We start from the raw sequence: 21,664 nt of genomic DNA on the forward strand, positions 1-21,664 counted from the left end.
GTCAGCTGGCCTCGCAGGTGGGGTCAGTTGATGGGCACGAACTCCCCACACGCCTGTTCGATCGCCGCGAGGGCGTTCGTGAGGCCGTCCTCGAGGTGCCCTTCGCACAGGTCCCAGAAGAACCCACGGCCGTCGGCGGCGAACAGGTCCACGAGCGTCTGCATGTCCTCGGCCTCTTCCGCGTCCCCATAAGCGCCCGCGCACTGCCGCCTCCCGCCGATGCCGAGGAACACCACGTTCTTCGCGTCACCCTTCGCGGCGACCAGCCGATCGTGGATCTGTCGCGGCGTCTGGCGCGGGACGGGCTGCTCGTCCTCGTCGGTGATCGCCACCACGACGAGCAGCGCGTCGTTGCGGAGGAACCCCGCGTTCTCGGCGGTCGAGAACGGCGGCTCCAGCGCGGCGGCGACGGTGGACGCGGGCTGCTCGTCGTCGCTGTCGCCGGTGCACTCGACGTCGTCCGCATAGAGGTCGGCAGCGCACTGGAACTCGCCCGTGAGGTCGGTGCTCGTGCTCTCCATCCACGCCTTGCCGCTCTGGAACGAGCAGTCGCCCGCGGCGCCGCGCGTGTGGAAGGTGGCGGGGAGCGGGCAGGCGTCCATCACGGCCGCGCGGAAGTCGATGATGCCATCGATATCGAGCAACGCCTGCGCGAACGCCGGGAACACGACGTCGCGCATCGATGCCTTCTCCTCATCCATGCTCGAGGAGTTGTCGAGCGCGAACACGACATCGACGTGCTCGCACCCCGTCGCGCCGTTGCCTCCTGCTCCGCTGGTCCCGCTGCCGGACCCGGACCCGATGCCGGAGCCAACCCCATCGCCGAAGGAACCCCCCTGGCCGCTGGAACCCCCCGCCGGCGCATCGCCCGAGCTCGAGCCGCCCGGCGAACCGCCGGTATCGCCCGTGCCCGAGTCCCCGCCGCAGCCCGCGATACCCACCGTCGCCGCGCAGAGCGCCGCGCACCATGCCCTGAGATCCATGCCGCTCTCCTTCGCTCTAAGTTAAGGGCGTAGTGCCCCTGCCGTTCGCCGCACGGCCCTGTGCGACAATCGGGCGTCAGAGCGCTCACGGTATCATGAGCGCCGCACCGGCTCCACGGTCGGCTCGACTCAGCCGTTCGCAGCCCGGGGCAACGGTGCGTCATCGTCCGACACAGGGAGCCCAGGTGCGCGATGGCCCAGCCCGAGCGCGCTCCGGAAACCCTCGATCGTGCGGCGAAGACCCGTGCGCAACGGCACCTTGGGCTCGAACCCGAGCACCCGCCGCGCGCGGTCGATCACCGGCTGCCGCTGCCTCGGATCGTCCTCGGGCAGCGGGCGGAACACCACCTGACCCCGGCTCCCGGTCAGGTGGAGCACCTCCTCGGCGAGCTCCAGCACCGTGAACTCCTCGGGATTGCCCAGGTTCACCGGGCCCGTCTCGGCCGGGTGCTCCGTCAGCCGGACGATCCCCTCGATGAGGTCGTCCACGTAGCAGAAGCTCCGCGTCTGGGATCCATCGCCGTACACTGTGAGGTCCTCACCCCGGAGCGCCTGTACGATGAAGTTCGACACCACCCGACCGTCGTCGAGCGCCATCCGCGGGCCGTACGTGTTGAAGATCCGCGCCAGGCGTACCTCGACGCCGCGCCGGTGGAAGTCCATCACCAGCGACTCGGCGCAGCGCTTCCCCTCGTCATAACAGGAGCGGATCCCGATCGGGTTCACCGCGCCCCGGTAGTCCTCCGGCTGCGGGTGGACCTCGGGATCGCCGTAGACCTCGCTGGTCGACGCCTGGAAGACCCGCGCCCCGCAGCCCTCGGCGAGCTTCAGCGCGTGGAGCGCGCCGACCACGTTGACCAGCGTGGTCCGGACCGGATCGCGCTGGTAATGCGGCGGGCTCGCCGGCGAGGCGAGGTTGTAGATGCGATCGACCTCCCGCTCGTACGGCTGCATGACGTCGTGCTCCACCAGCCGGAAGCGCCGGTGAGAGAGGAGATGGGCGACGTTGTCGCGGGAGCCCGTCGAGAAGTCGTCGAGCGCGACGACCTCGTGGCCCTCCCGGATCAGCCGATCACACAGGTGGGAGCCGACGAATCCGGCGCCCCCGGTCACCAGGATGCGCAGCGCTGCGCTCATGTCTCTCTGACCTCCTCTCCAGGTCGACTCGCCACGTCGACGTCCTCATTCCCGGTCCCCCGGGCGCTCCGGCGCGTCCTGCTCGTCGAGCAGCTCCCGGGTGTACCTCTCCAGCGCCTCGGCGCGGTGCGCCGCTGTGTGTCGGGCGAGCACGCGCTCGCGCGCCCGCTGGCCGATCGCGATCCGCTCCCGCTCGGGGAGCTCGCGGAGCAGGTGGAGCACCTCCTCCGGGGAGCGGGCGACCAGGATCTCCTTGCCAGGCTCGAAGAGCTCGTCGAGCCCAGGCCAGTCGTCGCTGATCACCGGCACGCCGCACGCCGCCGCCTCGAAGAGGCGCACGCTCGGCGAGTACCCCGCCTCGATCATGTCCCGGCGGGTGACGTTGAGCGTGAAGCGCTGCGCGCCGTAAAAGCCGCGGTGATCGCCCGGCGGGACGTGATCGGTGCGATCGACGTTGGTGGGCCAGCCGAGGTCCGCCGGGTACTGCGGGCCGGCGACAACGAAGCGGCCTCGCCCCCAGCGGCGCGCCGGCGCGACGAGGAGCCGGTCCAGCGTGGGCTGGCGATCGGCGCTGTACGTGCCGAGGTAGCCGAGATCCCACCGGGGCGGCGCGCGCTCCGGGAAATACTCGTCCGGATCCACCGAGCAGTAGAGCGCTCGCGCCCGCTTCGCCCCGTGGCGGCGCTCGAGCCGCTCGAGCGTCGGGCCGCCCGTGAACGAGAGGTACAGGTCGTACCGCGGGATCAGCGCCGGAGACAGGTACCCGGCGCCGCCCCGCTCGATCTGCTTGAGCGTCACCGGCGTGTCGATGTCGTAGAACGCGGTCTTCCCGCGCGCCGTCTCCGTCACCCAGGCGCCGACCTCGGCGCCGTCGGGCACGTAGGACCCGACGACCACGAGGTCCGCGTCGCGCACCGCGCCCGCGAAGCGCGCGCGGAGATCGTCGAGCCCCCGGTAGAGCTCGGTCCGGCCGTAGGGCGGGCTCGGGAGGTCGCGGTTCTCCGCGTAGAACGAGAGGTCCCGCTCCAGGAACAGCACGCTGTGCCCGCGCTGGGCCAGCCGCCTGAGCAGCCCGCGGTACGTGGTCGCGTGGCCGTTGCCCCACGACGAGGTGATCGACAGGCCCAGGAAGACGAAGGAGATGGGCTTCACGGCGGCGTGTTCGCGGTGAGGGTTGCGCCGTCGGGGCGGGCCAGCAGCGCCTCGACCTGCCTCGCGCGCTCGGCGTAGGTGTGCCCCGCGAGCACGCGCTGCTTCGCTGCCCTGCCGATGGCGCGGGCCCGCTCGGGCGTGAGCGTCCGGAGGATCTCCGCGACGTCGTCGCCGCTCCTCGCGACCAGCACCTCGCGCCCGGGCTCGAGGAAGAGCTCGATCCCCTCCCACGCGTCGGTGACGAGGCACGCGGCCGCGCCCGCGGCCTCGAAGACGCGGGTCGCCGGGGAGAAGCCGACCGACGCCATGCTGTCGCGGGCCACGTTCAGCACCGCGCGGGCGCTGGCGTTGAAGGCGTTGTGGTCCGCCGTGTAGACGTGCCCGACGTAACGGACGTTCGAGGGCATCGCCTTGTCCTGCCAGCCGCTGCCGCCAAGGAGGAACCGGAGCCCGGGGAGCGCGGCCGCGGGCCGCAGGAAGAACTCCTCCACGCGCCGCTCCCGGTCCGGCAGGCGGTTGGCGAGCAGCGCAAAATCACAGTGAAATCGAGGATCCGGCGCGACCTCGAGGTGGGTCTCGGGGTCGAGCGCGTTGTAGATGGGCACGCAGCGCCGCGCGCCGAGCGCCTCGTAGCCGCGCACCACCGGGTCGCCGCCGCCGTAGGTGAAGACCAGGTCGTAGCGCGGGATCTGCGCGCGGAAAGGATCCGACGGCGCGGCGCGGACCCGCTCGAGCGTGGCCGGGGCGTCGACGTCCCAGAAGATCGTCGTGAGCCCCGGCCGATCGAGCGCGGCGACCTCGGCCTCGAGCAGCTCGTCGAAGACGCCGACGCCGCTGGCCTTGACGACCACGTCGGCGCTCCGGGCCTGCTCGACGAGCCGCCTGGGCTCCGCGGGGTCGGTGCCGGAATAGACGACGACGCGGGCCCACGGCGGGTCCTCGATGTCGCGGTGCTTCTGCCGATCGTAGGCGTCCGGCTCGTGGAAGGTGATGCGGTGCCCTCGCGCCGCGAGGGCGCTGAGGATGCCGCGGTAGTAGGTGGCGGCTCCGTTCCAGTAGGCGGAGACGAGGCTCGATCCGAAGAAGGCGATGTCGAGCGATCGGCTCGGGGTCGGGCGTGGGTTGCGTCGGTTCATGACGTGGCTCGCTGGGGTGGGGCGGCGGGCGCGGGGCGGTCGACCTCGACGCCGAGCTCGGCGGAGATGGCGAGGAGCTCGTCGACCCGGTGGGCGCACGTGTGGCGCGCGAGGATCGTCGCGCGCCCCCGCTCCGCCAGCTCGGCGGCCAGGGCGGGCTCGGCGAGGAGGGCCGCGAGGTGCCGCTTCATCTCGTCGCCGTCCCGGGCGACGAGGTAGTCGAGGCCGGGCGAGAACAGCCCCTCCGCGTCGCTCCACGGCGAGCAGACGAGCGGGATGGCGCAGGCCATGGCCTCGAACGGCCGGATGGTCGGGATCCCCGGGAGCGAGGCGACGTAGGGCCTCCTCGGGACGTGGACGGTCACCCTGGCCCGCGCGAACGCCTCGGGAGCGCGGTAGTTGGGGAGCCAGCCCCGGTGCTCGATGCCGGCCGCGTCGAGCGCGGCGCGGGCGTGCTCGGGGTAGCGCACCCCGTGCACGCGGGCGGAGAGGCCGAGATCGCGCGCAGGGCCGATCAGGAACGCGTCGAGCTCGCGGGTGCGCTCCTCGTCGCCCCAGTTGCCGATCCACACGAGATCGCGCTCCGGCCGGGCCCCGCGGCGCGGGCGGAACACGCGGACGTCCGCGGCCTCGTGCCAGACGAAGGCCTGGCGGGCCCAGTGGCGCGCGAGGTAGAGGTCGCGGATCACCCGGCCGAAGGCGAGGACGCCGTCGTAGCGGGTGAGGTCGTAGCGCGCCATGGCCCCGGGATCCGTCACCGACCGGTGGTGCGTGTCGTGGAAGAGCAGCCGGTACGGCGCGCGCGGCGCGCGTGCCCGGTGCGCGCCGATGCGGGCGACCAGCTCGGGCTCGCTCCACTCGTGGACGATGACCAGCGAGGTGCCCTCGAGCGCCTCGTCCAGGTCGAGCGAGGCAAGGTCGTAGCGGATCGGATCGACGCGCGGATAGACCTCCCTCACCTCGCGGAGCGGCGCCTCGCCGTGATCGGCGACGAGGTTCTGGAGGCTCCAGGCGTCCCTCGGCTCGAAGGCGCGGACCTCGTGCCCGCGCTCGGCGAGCTCGGTGACCACGCCGCGGAGGAAGTGCGCGTTCCCGTGGTTCCAGTCGGAGAGCAGGGAGTGGCAGAACAGGGCTATGCGCATGGCGCGCTCGCCTTCTTCGCGGGGGGCGCGGCCGCGAACCCCGAGGTCCCGCGCCGCTCGAGCACCTCGGCCGCCCCGCGCGCCGGCGAGCGCGCTTCTTCGCTGGGCCCGCGGCCGAGGAGCTCGCCGTAGAGGCGCAGGTAGCCCCGGGCCATCCGCCGCGCCGAGAAGCCGAGGGCGCGGGCGCGGGCGCGCGCGGCCATCTCGCGCCGCGCGCCGGGCGCGTCGATGAGCGTCCAGAGCGCGCGCCGGAGGGCCTCCGTGTCGCCGGGATCCACGTAGAGGGCCGCGTCCCCCCAGACCTCGCGCAGGCTGGGGATGTCGCCAAGGACCAGGGCGCACCCGGAGAGCGCCGCCTCCAGGACCGACAGGCCGAACGGCTCGTAACGGGCCGGGTGAGCGTAGATCGACGCGCGGCCGAGCGCGGCGGCGACGGCGGAGGGCGAGAGCTCGCCGAGGCGCTCGAGCCAGGGGAGGGGCGAGGGGTGGGGGATCGCGCCCGCGCCCCCGCCGGGGCGGACGTCGCTCCCGGCCACCTGGATCGGCCAGGGCAGGTGAGGGGCCACCTCGCCGAGCGCCTCGATGTTCTTGGCCTGGTCCCAGAGCCGCCCGACCGCGAGGACGAGCTCCTCCTTCAAGCGCGGGGCGAACCGCGCGGGATCGGCGGCGTTGGGGATCACCTCCGTACGCGAGCCCGCGGGGAGCGGGCCGTGGTGGCGCAGGAGGGCGTCGAGCATCGCCCGGGTCGGGGCCACCACCGCCGACGCGGCGGCGAGCCCCCGGGCCACCTCGCGCCGGTAGCGATCGTACCGCGGCGGCGCCTCCCCGCCGAGGACCGCCGCCCACCACGAGAGGACGCACGAGTGGGCCACCACGAGCTTCGGGGCGCGGAAGTCGAGCGCGCCGTGCGCATAGCCGTTCAGGTGGATCAGCGCCGGGCGGAGGCGCTCCTCGAGCTCGAGGAGCCAGTCCCCGGCGCGCGCGACGTCGTCCCAGGGATCCTCCATCCACTCGAGCCGGAAGGAGCTCTCGAAGACGGCGAGCCCGGGCACGCGGCCCGCGGCCTCGCGCTGGGGCCCGGAGAGCGGCCCGCCCAGGGTGGCGAGAGACGTCCTGACCCCGCGCGCCGCGAGCGCGCGCGCGAGCTCGATCGCATAGGAGAAGACGCCCCCCACCGTGTCGGCGGTCATCAGGACGGAGCCGGGGGCGCGCGCGGCGTCAGCCATGGCCGGGGGGCGCGATCTCCAGCGCGGAGAGCGGGAGAGGGCGGCTGTCCTGGAGGTCGCTGAAGCGATCGAACCGATCGAGGTAGTCCGCGACCGAGCGCTCCCACGCCTGATCATCGGGTGCGCCCCAGCGCATCGTGTACTCGGGTGAGCCCGGGTAAGGGAACATCGGCACCGGCTCGTTCGCCCACACGCCGTGCTGCCGGAGCCGCTCACGGAAGGCGGCGACGTCCGCGGGATCGTCGGTCGGCGACTGGATCAGGTTCGCCTGGACGAAGGGGACGCTCTTCTTGGCGTGGATCAGGAGATCGCCGAGCTGCTCGGTCGAGAGCTTGCAGCGCTTGGCAAGGAGGCTCCTGCCCTCCCGGGTGATGCTCTCCACCCCTGCCTCGATCGAGACGCACCCCGCTCTCCCGAGCAGGTCGAGCATCTCCCGGCTCCAGTTGTCGACGCGCATCTGGACGCCGAACGACACCGGGCGATCGACGAGCGCCTCGAGCAGCGGGCGATCCGGCAGGAAGATCTCGTCGATGAAATAGACGTAACGGACGCCCTGGGCGACGAGCCCATCGAGCTCGTCGAGGAGCACGTCGAGAGGGCGCTTGCGGTAGCCCTCGCGGAAGTTGTCCTTCGCGCAGAAGGTGCAGTGGTAGGGGCACCCTCTGGACGCCTCGACCTCCGCGCCGGGGCCGATAGGCGTGGCGTCGAAGCGGTGGTGGTGGTGGGCGTGGCGCGCCACCGTGGCCTCGTCCCAGCGGAGGGCCGGCAGCCGCCCCATGTCCGACGCGCGCGGGCCGCCCTGCACGCGCGCCTCATCGCCTTCCTGCCAGGCGATCGAGTCGATCTCGCCCCAGCGCGATCGCGGTCGATCGGCGAGCTCCACCAGCACGTCCTCGCACTCGCCCATCACCACGGCGTCGACGCCGAGCTTGCGCAGGGTGGCGCGGGGGGTGGTGGAGGCGTGGGGGCCCACCGCGAGCCGGAGCCCCGGCAGCCCGTGGAGCGCGCGGAGCGCCTGCTGCGGGACGCGGAGCTCGGGCGGCGCGCAGCGCCAGAAGAGGTAGCTCGGCGCGGTTGTCACCACGATCGCGTCGGCGCGGAGCGCGGCCACCTCGTCGCGGAGGGCGCCGTCGTCGATGCCCCGGGCCTGGGCGTCGACGACGGTCGCCTCGTGCCCCGCGGCCTCGAGCAGCGCCCTGGCGTAGCCGTATTCGAGGGGCAGGTGAGGCTCGCGGCAGCCGAAATAGATGCTCCCCTCGAAGCTCCAGGCCGGGTTGACGAGCGCGAACCTCACCGGACGCCCCCCGCGCACGGCTCCTTCGCGGGCTGGCCGGCGCCGGCGGCGGCTTTCGCGGCGCCGGTCGTCTCCGTCATCTCCCGCAGCCAGCCGTGCAGCCTGCGCACCCCCTCGCGGACCCGGACGCGCGGCCACCACCCCGTGGCCGCGGAGAGCCGGCGGCAGTCGGAGACGTAGTACCGCTGATCGCCCGGCCGCCACCCTTCGAAGCCGATCAGGGGGCGCTTGCCGTCGAGCTCCTCGATGAGGTCGAGCAGCTCGAGCAGGCTGAGGGTGTTCTCCGGGCCCCCGCCGACGTTGAACGCCGACGCCGAGATCTGCCGGATGTCCCTGCGGGCGAGGAGGAGCGCGTCGACGAGGTCGTCGATGAAGAGCACGTCCCGCACCTGCATCCCGTCGCCGTAGAGGGTGATCGGCTCCCGCCGGAGCGCCTGGAGGAGGAAATGAGCGACCCACCCCTGGTCCTCGGTCCCGAACTGGCGAGGACCGTAGATACAGCTCATCCGGAACACCGCCGCGGGGAGCCCGAAGGTGCGGGCATAATCGATGACGTACTGGTCCGCCGCGCCCTTGGAGCAGCCGTAAGGGCTGTGGAAATCGAGCGGGCGGGCCTCGGAGACGCCGGAGGCCCGGAGCTCCGGATCCGTGGGCTCGTAGCGCCGGCCGCTGCACGAGAGTGGGACGTCGGGGAGGCCGCCGTACACCTTGTTGGTCGACGTGAGGAGGAGCGGCGGAGGGGCGCTCTCCGCGCGGATCGCCTCGAGGACATTGAGCGTCCCGCGGGCGTTGATCTCGAAGTCTTCCACCGGCTGGACGAGGCTCGTCGTCACGGCCACCTGGGCGGCGAAGTGGAAGACGCTGGAGGCGCGCCGGACCGCGGCCGCGACAGCGCGGGCGTCCCTCACGTCGCCGGTGATCAGCGTGACGCGGTCGCCGTGGGTGCGCCTCAACCACTCGACGTTGCGCGCCACCGAGGGGCGGGAGAGGTTGTCGAAGAGGATCACCGCCTCTCCCGCCTGGAGCAGGCGGTGGGCCAGGTTGGCCCCGATGAAGCCGGCGCCGCCGGTGATCAGCGCCGGTCGTCCTTCCGCCAGGGTCGCGCCGCCCGGATCGAGCGCCGCGGCGCTCATACCGTCAGCCCCCTGGATTCCAGCTCTGCGCGGGCCTGGGCGACAGCGTCCTTCGCCACCTGCCCCTCGAGCCAGTCGGCGAGATCGCGGAGCCCCTCCTCGAGCGACACCCGGGGCGCATACCCGATCTTCTGCTGCGCCGCGCCGATGTCGGCGAAGCAGTGCCGGACGTCGCCCAGCCGGGATTTCCCGACGATCTCGGGCTCGATACCGCTCTTCCCCATCACCTCGCGGACGCGCTCGGCGACCTCGCGCACGGTGTACGACCGCCCGCTGCCGATGTTGAGCACCTGGCCGACCGCGGCGTCGGCGCCGAGGGCCCGGACGCAGGCGCGGGCGACGTCGGTGACGCTCACGAGATCGCGCCGCTGCAGCCCGTCCTCGAAGATCACCGGCGGACGGCCGTTGAGGAGCCTCGCGGCGAAGATGGCGAGGACGCCGGTGTACGGGTTGGAGAGGGCCTGGCGGCGGCCGTAGACGTTGAAGAAGCGGAGGGCGACGGTCGGGATCTGATAGGCGCGCCCGATCATCAGGCAGAGCCGCTCCTGGTCGTACTTGGAGAGCGCATAGACCGACTCGAGCGACGGGGGCTTGGACTCGGGCGTCGGGATGGGCACGAGCGCCTCGCCGGCCTCGCTCCGGACCTCCCAGTCGCCGCGCCTGAGCTGCTCGAGCGGCCGGCTCGCGCCGGGGACGACCGCGCCGGAGGCCGTCCGGTAGAGCCCCTCGCCATACACGCTCATGCTGGAGGCGACGAGCAGCCTCGAGACCGGCTTCTCGGCGAGCTCCTCGAGGAGCACGGCGGTGCCGACGTTGTTGATCGAGGTGTACTCCGCGATCTTGTACATGCTCTGTCCGACCCCGACCGCGGACGCGAAGTGGACAACCGCGTCCACGCCGCGGAGCGCCGACCTCACCGCGTCGCGGTCGCGGACATCACCCACGATGAGCTCGACCTCCGGGTCGAGGTACGCCGGGCGGCGGCGGTCGGGGCCGTGCACCTGAGGGACCAGGCTGTCGAGCGCCCGGACGCGGGCCCCCTGGCGCAGGAGCTCGTCGGCGACGTGAGAGCCGATGAACCCTGCTCCACCGGTGATGAGGACGTGGCTTGTCATATCCCTCTGGTTCGATGATCGGCGCACGGCGTAGACGCCGCGAGCCCGGGAGGAACAGGCGAGGCGAGCGAGGCCAGATGAGGCCGGGGGTCGATGTCCCTTGCGATGACGTCGTGCTCCGGCGGATCGCTGCGCGTCGTTCCCTGCTCCGTTCGTTGCAAACAGGGCATGATCGTTGCCCCGGACGCCATCCGAGTATCATGCGACTCACGATCACGCAAGCATCGTTGTGAGGTATTCAACAAGGGCCCGCTCCGTGCGATTTTCCGTGCTCCGCTGAGGAATGCTCGAGTCTGGCGAGCCCATAGGGGCTTTCCCGCCTGTCTTCCGGGCCGGTCTGTACCGTTCGAGTGCGCGAGATCCGCTGACGTCGGAGCGGTTAGGGTGAGCCCGTAGCGATGGTTCTGATCGGTTGCGTGTCGCCGGCGGCATTGCATTGAGCCCGGAGGGATTCCCAGGCATTCTGGCGGCGTGCGAGCGGCGCCAGCGCGGGAGCGCGCGAGCAGGGCGGTGAGCGCCGCGTGGCCCGGTCGGGCACAGGCGCTGCTAAGCTCTTCCGTCGCCCGCAGCGTGCGGGCCTCCCGTACGAGCAAGAAGGAGAGGAGCGATGATCGTCGTCACCAACCGCATCCCCGTCGCCGAGGGCCACGAGGCCGATTTCGAGGATCGCTTCAAGAACAGGGTCCACCTGGTCGATCAGGCGCCCGGCTTCATCCGGAACGAGGTCCACAGGCCGAGGCCGATGAAGCTGGATCACGCGACCGGCGCGTGGAGCCCGGACCCGGACGCGCAGGGGTTCTACGAGGTGAAGACCTGGTGGCGGTCCATGGACGACTTCATCGCCTGGACGCGGAGCCCCGCGTTCGCGGAGGCGCACAGGAACCGCGCGCCGAAGGAGATGTTCGCGGGCCCGAGCAAGCTCGATATCCACGAGGTATTTCTCAGCACCGATCTGAAGGGGTAGGCCCGGAGCGCGCCGGCGATCGAGCGACGACCGACGACTGACGACCGAGCGAGCGCCGGCCTCGCCCGGCGCCTCGAGCGCCGCGTCGACCCCTGTAACACCGACACAGCGCGGGGCCTGCCGGGACGGTAGACCCGGTCCCATGCATCTGTTATAGCGGATCCACGTAGACGGTCTGATCTGGTCCGGCCCGACGCGCGGAGCCGCCCGGGGAGGAGGCGTATCGGCCAGGTCGCCTGCCGCCCTTCACGGCCCCGTGCCGCGGGCAGCGCGCGCTGGTCCTCGCCGGCGGCGCCTGAAGGACACGCGAACGCCCAGAACCAAGGAGACGCAGCGCATGCGGTTTCGTCCGGATCCCACCTTTTACCCGTCGCCGCGCCTGGCGATGGAGGCGCCGCCCGAGCGGCTGGCCTACGTGACCGCGCTCGACGCGGGCGCCGCGCTGAAGCGCCCGGGCGAGCTGCGCCATGACGCGCTCACGGTCGTCGATCTCGATCCGAGGTCGCCGGCGTACGGCACGCTGGTCTCGGTCAACGAGCTGCCGACCTATGGCGATGAGCTCCACCATTCCGGCTGGAACGCGTGCAGCGCCGCCCTGTGCCCCTACGCGCCGCACCCCCACGTCGAGCGCCGCTTCCTCCTGCTCCCGGCGCTCCGCTCGTCGAACATCTTCGTCTTCGACGTCAAGCCGGACCCGCGCCGCCCCGAGCTCGTCCACACGGTGCGCGCCGAGGAGATCGCGAAGCGGGCCGGCTACTCGCGCCCGCACACGCTGCACTGCGGCCCCGACGGCATCTACGTGAGCGCGCTCGGCGGCCCTGACGGCGACGGGCCGGGGGGCATCTTCGTGCTCGACTGCGAGAGCTTCGATGTGCTCGGCCGATGGGAGATCGATCGCGGACCGCAGTTCCTCCACTACGACTTCTGGTGGCACCTCGGCCACGACACCCTCCTCACGAGCGAGTGGGGGACGCCGAAGATGATCGAGGACGGCGTGAATCCGGAGCTCCTGCTCGGCAAGAAGTACGGACACCGCGTCCATGTATGGGACCTGCGGAAACGCAAGCACCTCCAGGCGCTGGATCTCGGCGATGAGCACCAGATGGCGCTGGAGCTCCGCCCCGCCCACGACCCGACCAAGGCGTATGGCTTCGTCGGCGTCGTCGTGAGCGTCAAGGACCTCTCCGCCTCGATCTGGCTCTGGCATCGCGACGGCGATCGGTGGGCGATCCGCAAGGTGATCGAGGTGCCGGCCGAGCCCGCGGATCCCGACCTCTTGCCGCCGCTGCTCAAGGGCTTCAAGGCGGTGCCGCCGCTGATCACCGACATCAACCTCTCCCTCGACGATCGCTTCCTCTACGTGTCTTGCTGGGGCACAGGCGAGCTCCGCCAGTACGATGTATCGGACCCGTTCCACCCGAAGCTGGCCGGCTCGGTGCACCTCGGCGGCATCGTGCGACGGGCGGCGCATCGCCGCTCCGGCCCGCTGCGGGGCGGGCCGCAGATGGTCGAGGTGAGCCGCGACGGCCGGCGCGTCTACTTCACGAACTCGCTTTACGCATCGTGGGACGAGCAGTTCTATCCCGAGGGCGTGGGCGGCTGGATGGCCAAGGTCGATGTGGCCGCGGGCGGGGGCATCGCGGTCGATCCCGAGTTCTTCGTCGATTTCGGCGCGCTGCGCCCTCACCAGGTGCGGCTCGAGGGGGGCGACGCGTCGTCCGACTCGTTCTGCTACCCCTAGCCGGCCATGATGCCCTGGCTCACGCTGGCGCTCCTCGGCGCCTATCACGGCGTCAACCCTGGCATGGGCTGGCTGTTCGCCGTCGCCCTGGGCCTGCAGGAGAAGAGCAGCGGCGCGGTGCGGCGGGCGCTCGTCCCCATCGCGCTCGGCCACGCGGCGTCGATCGGCCTCACGGTCGCGCTGCTCGGGGTCGGGCTCGCGAGCGTCCCCGCCGCGGCGCTCCGGTGGCTCACGGCGGCCGCGCTCGTCGCGTTCGGCGTGCTCAAGCTGGTCAGGCCGCGGCACCCGAGGTGGGTCGGGATGCGCGTCGGCTTCCGCGACCTGACCTGGTGGTCCTTCCTGATGGCCACCGCGCACGGCGCGGGGCTCATGTTGCTCCCGGTCTTCCTGCTCGGCGAAGGCAACCCCGCTCCGTGCCACGGCGGGTGTCACGACGCGGCTGGCCTGTCGCTCGCGAGCCCTCTCGGCTACCTCGCCGCTGTCCTCGTGCACACGGCCGCCATGATGGTGGCGGCCGCTGCCGTCGCGCTCGTGGTCTATCACAAGCTCGGCGTCGCCATCCTTCGCACCGCCTGGTTCAACCTCGATCGGGCCTGGGCCGTCGCGCTCATCGGGGCCGGCGTCATCGCCGTGCTGCTCTGACGTCCGTTGTGGCGGGCGACCGGGCGACGGCCTGGCTCCCGAGCTCGCCCGCACCCACCTCAACGCCCTGACAGTCGACGGCGGCCCGCCTGCGCATCTCTGCGCGATGTGCAACCGTCCCCGACAACTCTATAAATTTGGCGCGCATCGCGCTGACCTAGCCCGATCGTCTTCCAAGGCTCGCACATGGCCAGGGATTCACAGTATGTCAAGCTCGAGCTTCTCCACGAAGGGGCAGATACCCTCGTCTTTCGAGCGCGTCGTAAAGAAGACGACCGGCCGGTAGTGCTCAAGGTCTTGCGACGCGACCACGCCGACCCCCGCGCTCTCGGGCGGCTGCTCCACGAGTACGAAATCGCCAGCGCGATCGAGGCTCCCGCCGTCGTCAAGCCTTACGCGATCGACGCGCTCCACGGCCAGTCTGCGCTGATCCTGGAGGACTTCGGGGGCCGCCCGCTTGATCCTCCCCCCGGCGAGCCGATGCCGCTCGAGCGCTTCTTCCCCCTCGCCCTCCGCATTGCCGCGGCGCTCGCCGAGCTGCATCGGCATCACCTCATCCACAAGGACATCAAGCCTCAAAACCTGCTCTACAACCCGGATACCGACCAGGTTAAGATCACCGATTTCGGGATCGCCTCCCGAGCGCCTCGCGAGTCCCAGGATCTCACCCGCGCCGGCCTCATCGAGGGGACGCTGGCCTATATGGCCCCGGAGCAGACGGGCCGGATGAACCGCTGGATTGACGAGCGGACCGACCTGTACTCCCTCGGGGTCACGTTCTACCAGATGCTGACGGGCCGCCTGCCCTTCGAGGCGCGCGATCCCCTGGAATGGGTGCATTGCCACATCGCCCGAACGCCGACCCCGCCCCACGTGATCCTGCCCTCCGTTCCCGCGCCGCTGTCCGCCGTCGTGCTCAAGCTGCTGGCCAAGGCCGCCGAGGAGCGTTACCAGAGCGCGCTCGGCCTGCGGCACGACATGGAGGCGTGCTTCGCAGCGTGGCGGGCCACCGGCACCATCAAAGCTTTTGCGCTCGGGCAGCGTGACCTCTCCGACCGCTTCCAGGTCCCGCAGCGGCTCTATGGACGCGAGCGCGAGGTCGAGGCGCTGCGCGCCGCCTTCGAGCGGGTGGTGGCGCAGGGCCGGACGGAGCTCGTGCTCGTGTCGGGGTACTCGGGCATCGGCAAAACGTCGCTCGTCGCCGAGCTGCACAGCCCGGTGGTGCGGGAGCGGGGGTGTTTCCTCTCCGGCAAATGCGACCAATACAACAGGAACATCCCCTACCTTCCTTTCCTCCTGGCGTTTCGGGGTCTCTTGCAGGAGATCCTCTCCGCCAGCGAGGAGCGGGTCGACCGCTTCCGGCAGCGTCTCCGGGAGGCCCTTGGCCCGAACGGTCGGCTGCTTGCCGACGTGCTGCCCGAGATCGAGCAGCTCGTGGGCCCGCAAGAGCCCATGCCCGAGCTTCCGGCGACCGAAGCCCAGAGCCGGCTGCTCGCGACAATCCAGCGCTTCGTCGCGGCGACGGCCCAGAAAGAGCACCCCGTGGTGCTCTTCCTCGACGATCTTCAATGGGCCGACGCGGCCAGCTTGAAGCTCGTCGAGCAGCTCGTGACGTGCACCGAGACCGCGCACCTGCTCCTGCTCGGCGCCTATCGCGACAACGAGGTCGCCCCTGCGCACCCGCTTCCGCGCATGCTGGCCGAGGCGAAGAAGCGCGGCGCCGTCGTCTCCGACGTCGTCCTCGCGCCGCTCTCGGGGGCTGACGTCGGAGCGCTCGTGGCCGAGGCGGTCCACGCCAGCGCGGCGCAGGCCGAGCCCCTCGCGCGGCTGGTCTACGACAAGACCGGTGGCAACCCGTTCTTCGTGCTCCAGTTCTTGATCGCGCTGCATCAGGAGGGGCTCATCACCCTCGACGCGGAGGCGGGCGCGTGGCGGTGGGACATCGCCGCGATCCGCGACAAGGGCTTCACCGATAACGTCGTCGAGCTGATGATGGAAAAGCTAAGGCGGCTCCCGGTCCTGGCGCTGGAGGCGCTCAAGCTCGCCGCGTGTCTGGGCAGCCGCCTGGATCTCGACACCCTCGCGGTGGTCGCGAAGCGGTCGGCGGCAGAGCTCCGCGACGCGCTCGAGGCGGCCGTGCAGGAGGGGTTGATCGTGGGTCAGGGCGGGACCTACAGGTTCCTCCACGATCGGGTGCAGCAAGCCGCCTACGCGCTGATCCCGGCGGGACGGCTCGCCGAGGTGCACCTGGGGATCGGCTGGCTGCTCTTGAAGCGACAGCGCGCGGAAGACCGTGACGACATGATCTTCGACGTCGTAGGTCACCTCAACCGCGGCGCGGCGCTCGTCCGTTCCCGGGCGGAGAGGGAAGAGCTCGCCGCGTTGAACCTCCGGGCCGGCAGGAAGGCCAAGGCCGCGGCGGCGTTCCACGGCGCGGCCGCCCACTTCGCCGCGGGCATGGCGTTGCTCGCGCCGGACCGCTGGGAGACGCAGTACGAGCTGACCTACAACCTGACCTTCGAGCGCGCCTACGCCGCGTACGTCACAGGCAGCTTCGAAGACGCCGAGCCGCTCTTCGAAGAGCTCATGTCTCGAGCCCGGACCGAGCTCGAGAGGGCCGCGGTCGTCGAGCTCGCGGTCGGTTTTCATGTGACCCGCAGGCAAAGCGCCGGCGCGCTGGAGCTCGGGCTCCGGTGCCTCCGCGCCTTCGGCATCGATTTACCGATCCATCCCACCGACGCCCAAGCCGAAGAAGAGACCGAGCGCGTGTGGCAGGCGCTGGGGGACCGGGCGATCGAGGATTTGATCCGCCTGCCCCCGATGACGCACCCGGAGATCAAGGTCGCGATGGGGGTCCTGCGAGGTGTGGCCCTCGCCTCTTATTTCGTGGACCCGAACCTGATGTATCTCATCGTCGTGCGCAAGATCGAGCTCAGCCTGCGCCACGGCAACGCCGAGAGCTCCGCCCACGCGTACAGCACCTTCGCGGTCGAGATCGGCCGGAGGTACTGGAGATACAAGGAGGCGTTCCGCTTCGGCGAGCTCGCCTGCGGCCTGGCGGACGGGAGCAGCCTCCTCACGAAGTCCTACGTGTTTACCATATTCGGTCATCACCTGAGCTTCTGGCGGCGGCACTACCGGGAGGCTCCCTCTTATGCGCGTATCGGCTTCAACGCCGCGATCGAGTCCGGCGATCTGCATCTGGCATGCAGCAACTGCCAGTTCTCCCCGCTGTTCCCGCTCTCCTGCGGCGAGCCTCTCGAGGACGTCCTTCATGAGGTCGAAGATCGACTTGGCTTCGTGCGCAGAGCCCGTCATGCGTTCTCTCATGACATTCTCCTCGGTATTCATTGCCTGATCCAGACGCTGCGAGGGCGGCCAGTCCGCCTCTCGATGCTGGATGGATCGGTCCTGGATCAGGCGGCCTTCGAGGCGCGGCTGGATCCGAAGGATCTGGAGGGGGCTCACTGCTTCTACTATATATTGAAAGCACAGGCGTTGTTCGTGCTCGGCCACCCCAAGGAGGCGGTCGCGGCGACGATCATCGCCAGCGCCGAGCAAGCCTGGCGGTTCGAGATGGGACCGTTGATCGTCGAGTTCGTCTTCTATCGGACGCTCGCGCTCGCCGCCGCCTGCGAAGAGCCGCCGTCGTCGCAGCGGGAGCTCCCCGAGGGCCTCCTCGCGGGCGAGAGGCAGCTCGGCGTGTGGGCGGACAACTGCCCCGAGAACTTCCTCCACAAGCACGCCCTGGTGCGCGCCGAGATCGCCCGGCTCCTGGGACACGAATCCGAGGCGAGCCGGCTCTACGAGCAAGCCATCTCGTCGGCGCGGGAGCACGGCTTCGTCCAGCACGAGGCCATCGCGTGCGAGCTCGCTGCGGGGTTCTCCCGCGCGCGCGGCCTTCCCATCGCCGCCGATGCCTACCTGCAGATGGCCCGCGCCGGCTACTTCCGCTGGGGCGCTCATGCCAAGGTGGAGCAGCTCGACCAGCGCTACCCCCACCTCGTGGAGCGCAAGCCCATCGCCCCCACCGTCACCTTCGCGCTGCGGGCCGAGCAGTTCGACGTCCTTTCGGTGGTCAAGGCATCCCAGAGCATCTCCGGGGAGCTGAAGCTGCCGCGCCTGCTCGAGACATTGCTGCGCGTCGTGGTCGAGCACGCAGGCGCCGACGATGGGCATGTGCTCCTCGTCCGCGGCGAGCGCCTGTCGACAGCGGCCGCCATCGAGGCGAGCGGGGGGGCGGTGCGATCGCTCGATCTGGGCGAGGCGTCGACGGCGGCGCTCCCGCGATCGATCCTCAACTATGTTCGCCGGAGCCGCGAGCGCGTGCTGCTCGACGACGCCACCGCCCCTCACCCGTTCCTGGAGGACGAGTACTTCACGCGCAGGCGGCCGAGGTCGTTGCTATGCCTCCCCATCGCGCGCCAGACCCGGCTGCTCGGCGTCCTCTACCTGGAGAACAGCCTGGTCGCCGGGGCGTTCACCCCCGGGCGGCTCAACGTGCTCGAGCTGCTCGCCTCGCAGACGGCGATCTCGCTGGAGAATGCCATGCTCTATTCCGATCTCGAGGAGGAGAACTCCGAGCGGCGGAGGGCGGAGCAGGAGCTCAAGGCCAATCAAGAGATCCTCCAGGGCATCGTCGACAACTCGGCGGCGGCCATCTACCTCAAGGACCGCGAGGGCCGCTTCCTGCTCGCCAATCAGCGCGTGTGCGACCTGTTTCGCGTGCCGAGCGAGCGGCTCCTCGGGAAGACCGACGCGGAGATCGTCCCCGGTCCGATCGCGGAGGCCCTTCGCGACCACGACCGGAAGGTGCTCGAGGCGGGAACGCCCATGGAATGGGAGGAGGAGCTGCCGCTCTCCGATGGGCCGCGCACCTTCCTGTCGGTCAAATTTCCTCTCGGCGGGGGCGCCGCGCCGCGCGCGCTCTGCGGCATCTCCACCGACATCACCGAGCGCAAGCAGGCCGAGCGGGCCCAGCGCTTTCTGGCCGAGGCGAGCCGCAAGCTGATGGCGCTGGGCTACGACGCCACGCTGGCCAGCGTGGCCGATCTCGCGGTGCCCGAGCTCTCCGACCAGTGCCTCGTCAGCGTCCTCTCCGAGGACGACGCGATCTTCGGCACCGCCGCCTCAGGGGTGCGCCTCGAAGAGATCCAGGCGCTGACGCCCCCCGCGGCGGCGACGTCGACCGAGGCCGAGATCGGGGACGCCCGCGCCCTGCCCCTGATGCAGCAGCTCGGCGTCCACGCCTACCTTCGCGTTCCGCTCAGCGCGCGCGATCGATGCCTCGGGGTCATGTTCCTGCTCGCAACGGCGCCGCAGCGTCGTTATGGGCCCGCCGACCTTGCGCTGGCCGAGGAGCTGGGGCGACGTGCCGGCCTCGCGCTCGACAACGCCCGGCTGTACGCGTTGGCCCGCGAGGCGATCGGGCGGCGGGACGAATTCCTCACGATCGCCTCTCATGAGCTCAAGACCCCGCTCACGTCGTTGCAAATGCAGATTCAGAGGATCGAGCGGCTCTTGCGCCACGACCCGTCTGCGCACCTCAACCCAGGGCGGATCGAGACCATGCTCCGCGTCCTCCATCGGCAGAGCGCGCGGCTCGGGAATCTGGTGAACGAGCTGCTCGATGTCTCGAGGCTGAACGCCGGACGACTGACGCTGGCGTGCGAGCCAATCGAGCTCACCCGCCTGACCCGCGACATCGTCGAGCGGGTGGCGCCGCAGCTCGCGGCGGCCGGCTGCCGGGCAGAGCTCGACATGGACGAGCCGGTGGCTGGGGTCTGGGACAGGTCCCGCCTGGAGCAGGTCCTGCTCAACCTCCTGTCGAACGCGATGAAGTACGGCATGCATCAGCCCATTCACGTGGGCGTGCGCAGGCAGGGGGACTCGGCGTTGATCACCGTCCGAGATCAGGGGATCGGGATAGCCGAGGAGGATCAGGCCAGGATCTTCAATCGCTTCGAGCGCGCGGTGTCGGTGCGGAATTTCGGCGGCCTCGGCCTCGGCCTGTATCTGGTGCGCTGGATCGTGACGTCGCATGGCGGGACCGTCCGGGTGGAGAGCAAACCGAACGCTGGAGCGACGTTCGTCGTGCAGCTCCCCTTGCGTTCCCCGGCGGTGGGCAACCAGGACGAAACGTCATGCTACAGGGCTGACGACGACGGCTTGGCCCCTGTCCCAGGAAACCGCTGGGAGCTCGGCAAACTATGATCGGAGGCCCGCGGCTGCCCTGGTGAGAACCGCCGCGCGCGGCACTCGGCGCGATCGAGCGCCTGTCAACCAGAATCGGTCAAAGCCTGTCTCGATGCGGGCCCTCCTCCCCACGAGCGTATGCATCGTCCGGTCCCAGCGGCGATCCGCGCCGCCGCCTGGCCTGCGGCTTGAACGCGTGCGGCCTCATGGATTACGAGGCCGGCCGGCCGTGCTCGTCGGGCCGCGGCCTTCTGCCGCGCTGCGCCGATGTCCCGCGGGATCGTCACCATGTCAGAACATCATCGAGCAGCGTGGGACACCGGCGTCGGGCCGTGGTGTCCCGCGGGCCCGGGGCAGGGGACGAGGGCGCGTCCCGAGCGCCCGCGCGGCGAGGTGGCGCTGGAGCGGCCGCGGCCGGCGCCGAGGCGGACCCTGTATCTCCTCCCCAACCTGATCACGCTGTCCTCGGTCTTCTGCGGCTTCGACGCGATACGGCTCTCGGCCTCCGCGCGGTCCGACGACGACTTCCAGCGCGCCGCGCTCCTCATCCTCTTCGCGATGCTCGCCGACACGCTCGATGGCCGCGTCGCGCGGATGACCCGGACCGAGAGCGCGTTCGGCGTCCAGCTCGACTCGCTGGCCGATCTCGTCTCCTTCGGCGTGGCCCCGGCGCTGCTCGTGTACCAGTGGGCGCTCCACCGCCTGGGTCTGGCCGGCGTGCTCGGCGGGGCCATGTTCGCCGCGTGCGGGGCGATCCGGCTCGCCCGCTTCAATGTCCTCTCCACGGGCGGGGCGGGCAGGCCACCTTCGCCCGCGAGGTACATCGTGGGCCTCCCCGTCACGGGCGCGGCGGGGATGCTGATCGCGATCGTCATGACCCACCGCGGCGCGGACGGGCAGCTCGGCGGCGCCGGCGTCGAGCTACCCGTCCTCGCGACGACGCTGCTCGTCTCGATGCTGATGGTGTCGACGCTCCGGTTCCGCTCGTTCAAGGATCTCCGGCCCGGCCCCCGCACGCTGCTGGCCATCGCGCTCGCGCTCGGATCGATCGCGCTCCTCTCCGTCCGCTGGGGGCCAGCGCTCGTCCTCGCCCGGGGGCTCGGCGCCTATGTCGTGCTCGGCGTCGTCGAGTCGCTCTGGCGGCTTCCGGCGCTACGGCGCGGCGCTCCGGCCGTGCTCGCGGCGCGCGCCCGGGGAGGCGAGGAGCGGCCGTAGCGCGGCGCGCCGATCACGGCCTCCCTGACTGCCAGTACCCGTTCCCCTGCTGCTTCCACCACTTCACCTCGGCGCTCGGGGACCCCGGCCACGCGCGATACGTGTAGATCCCGTCGTCCAGGAGACAGATCGGGTCCTGGTTCTCGTGGCTCAAGCAGACCTTCCCGGGCCCTCTGTCGTACTCGAGATAGTAATCCACCTGCTCGGGGTCCTGTAGCCCATCACTCCAGATATTTTTCGTTCGTGCCTCCCATCTGCCCATCGACACATAGGTGAACGTTCGATGGGTGGTCCCGGTGACCCCTCCGGCCCTGGTAACGGGCCCGGAGTACGCATAGATCATCATCTGCGCATAGGCGGCCGCCGACGTGAGCGACACGACGGCCAGGGTAGCGAGACCGCGGCGTAGCCTGCTCATGGATCACCCCTCCTGCCATTGAGAGAACGATGCTTGTCTCGAACGATCGGCTGTACGTCAGGTCCCTCCGACCTTGACGCGGTTCACCCTCTAGAGCCCTGGCGCTGACCGTCAACCCTGTGTACCTGCCTCCGGGTATACGCTTCGCGCGGCCGCGAGCAGGCTCGTGCT

At 70.8% G+C, this 21,664-nt stretch carries 15 protein-coding genes; 5 read left to right on the forward strand and 10 right to left on the reverse strand.

Annotation, left to right across the window (positions count from 1 at the left end; all coding sequences use genetic code 11):
* Positions 1–23 precede the first annotated feature (23 nt).
* From WMF19_RS42040 to WMF19_RS42080, 9 genes are all read right to left on the reverse strand, one after another.
* The gene (locus WMF19_RS42040; protein WP_437895514.1) at positions 24–983 is read right to left on the reverse strand and encodes a hypothetical protein; all 960 of its coding nucleotides are present in this window, start codon (positions 981–983) and stop codon (positions 24–26) included.
* Between the two features lie 129 nt (positions 984–1,112).
* Entirely contained in the window at positions 1,113–2,120 is a 1,008-nt protein-coding gene (locus tag WMF19_RS42045; protein WP_437895515.1) for a UDP-glucuronic acid decarboxylase family protein, read from the reverse strand.
* A gap of 45 nt (positions 2,121–2,165) precedes the next feature.
* A complete protein-coding gene (locus tag WMF19_RS42050) occupies positions 2,166–3,272 on the reverse strand; it encodes a CgeB family protein (RefSeq protein WP_437895516.1) in 1,107 nt (368 codons plus the stop codon).
* Positions 3,269–4,408, reverse strand: a complete 1,140-nt coding sequence (locus WMF19_RS42055; protein WP_437895517.1) for a CgeB family protein — start codon at positions 4,406–4,408, stop codon at positions 3,269–3,271. The genes WMF19_RS42050 and WMF19_RS42055 overlap by 4 nt, the downstream gene beginning before the upstream one ends.
* On the reverse strand, positions 4,405–5,550 hold the full coding sequence (locus WMF19_RS42060; protein ID WP_437895518.1) for a CgeB family protein: 1,146 nt from the start codon (positions 5,548–5,550) through the stop codon (positions 4,405–4,407). Before WMF19_RS42060 ends, WMF19_RS42055 begins: the two co-directional genes overlap by 4 nt.
* Positions 5,541–6,776 carry a glycosyltransferase family 4 protein gene (locus WMF19_RS42065; protein WP_437895519.1) on the reverse strand — a complete coding sequence of 412 codons (1,236 nt, stop codon included), beginning with the start codon at positions 6,774–6,776 and terminating at the stop codon, positions 5,541–5,543. Before WMF19_RS42065 ends, WMF19_RS42060 begins: the two co-directional genes overlap by 10 nt.
* On the reverse strand, positions 6,769–8,070 hold the full coding sequence (locus WMF19_RS42070) for a TIGR04295 family B12-binding domain-containing radical SAM protein (RefSeq protein WP_437901729.1): 1,302 nt from the start codon (positions 8,068–8,070) through the stop codon (positions 6,769–6,771). Before WMF19_RS42070 ends, WMF19_RS42065 begins: the two co-directional genes overlap by 8 nt.
* Positions 8,067–9,203 carry an SDR family NAD(P)-dependent oxidoreductase gene (locus WMF19_RS42075; protein ID WP_437895520.1) on the reverse strand — a complete coding sequence of 379 codons (1,137 nt, stop codon included), beginning with the start codon at positions 9,201–9,203 and terminating at the stop codon, positions 8,067–8,069. The genes WMF19_RS42070 and WMF19_RS42075 overlap by 4 nt, the downstream gene beginning before the upstream one ends.
* On the reverse strand, positions 9,200–10,318 hold the full coding sequence (locus tag WMF19_RS42080; protein ID WP_437895521.1) for an NAD-dependent epimerase/dehydratase family protein: 1,119 nt from the start codon (positions 10,316–10,318) through the stop codon (positions 9,200–9,202). The genes WMF19_RS42075 and WMF19_RS42080 overlap by 4 nt, the downstream gene beginning before the upstream one ends.
* A 607-nt stretch (positions 10,319–10,925) precedes the next feature.
* Here WMF19_RS42080 and WMF19_RS42085 point away from each other — a divergent pair.
* From WMF19_RS42085 to pssA, 5 genes are all read left to right on the forward strand, one after another.
* Positions 10,926–11,282, forward strand: coding sequence for an antibiotic biosynthesis monooxygenase family protein (locus tag WMF19_RS42085; RefSeq protein WP_437895522.1), 357 nt, complete (start codon positions 10,926–10,928; stop codon positions 11,280–11,282).
* A gap of 337 nt (positions 11,283–11,619) precedes the next feature.
* On the forward strand, positions 11,620–13,023 hold the full coding sequence (locus tag WMF19_RS42090; RefSeq protein WP_437895523.1) for a selenium-binding protein SBP56-related protein: 1,404 nt from the start codon (positions 11,620–11,622) through the stop codon (positions 13,021–13,023).
* A 6-nt stretch (positions 13,024–13,029) separates the two neighbouring features.
* Entirely contained in the window at positions 13,030–13,665 is a 636-nt protein-coding gene (locus WMF19_RS42095; RefSeq protein ID WP_437895524.1) for a hypothetical protein, read from the forward strand.
* Between the two features lie 186 nt (positions 13,666–13,851).
* A complete protein-coding gene (locus WMF19_RS42100) occupies positions 13,852–19,878 on the forward strand; it encodes an AAA family ATPase (RefSeq protein WP_437895525.1) in 6,027 nt (2,008 codons plus the stop codon).
* A gap of 270 nt (positions 19,879–20,148) precedes the next feature.
* Complete coding sequence (gene pssA / locus WMF19_RS42105; RefSeq protein WP_437895526.1) at positions 20,149–21,075, forward strand: CDP-diacylglycerol--serine O-phosphatidyltransferase; 927 nt, start codon at positions 20,149–20,151, stop codon at positions 21,073–21,075.
* A 13-nt stretch (positions 21,076–21,088) separates the two neighbouring features.
* Here the strand turns inward: pssA and WMF19_RS42110 are convergent, their stop codons facing one another.
* Positions 21,089–21,493, reverse strand: a complete 405-nt coding sequence (locus WMF19_RS42110; protein WP_437895527.1) for a hypothetical protein — start codon at positions 21,491–21,493, stop codon at positions 21,089–21,091.
* Between the last annotated feature and the right edge of the window lie 171 nt (positions 21,494–21,664).

Source organism: Sorangium sp. So ce124 (assembly GCF_051525235.1).
GTDB lineage: Bacteria > Myxococcota_A > Polyangia > Polyangiales > Polyangiaceae > Sorangium > Sorangium atrum.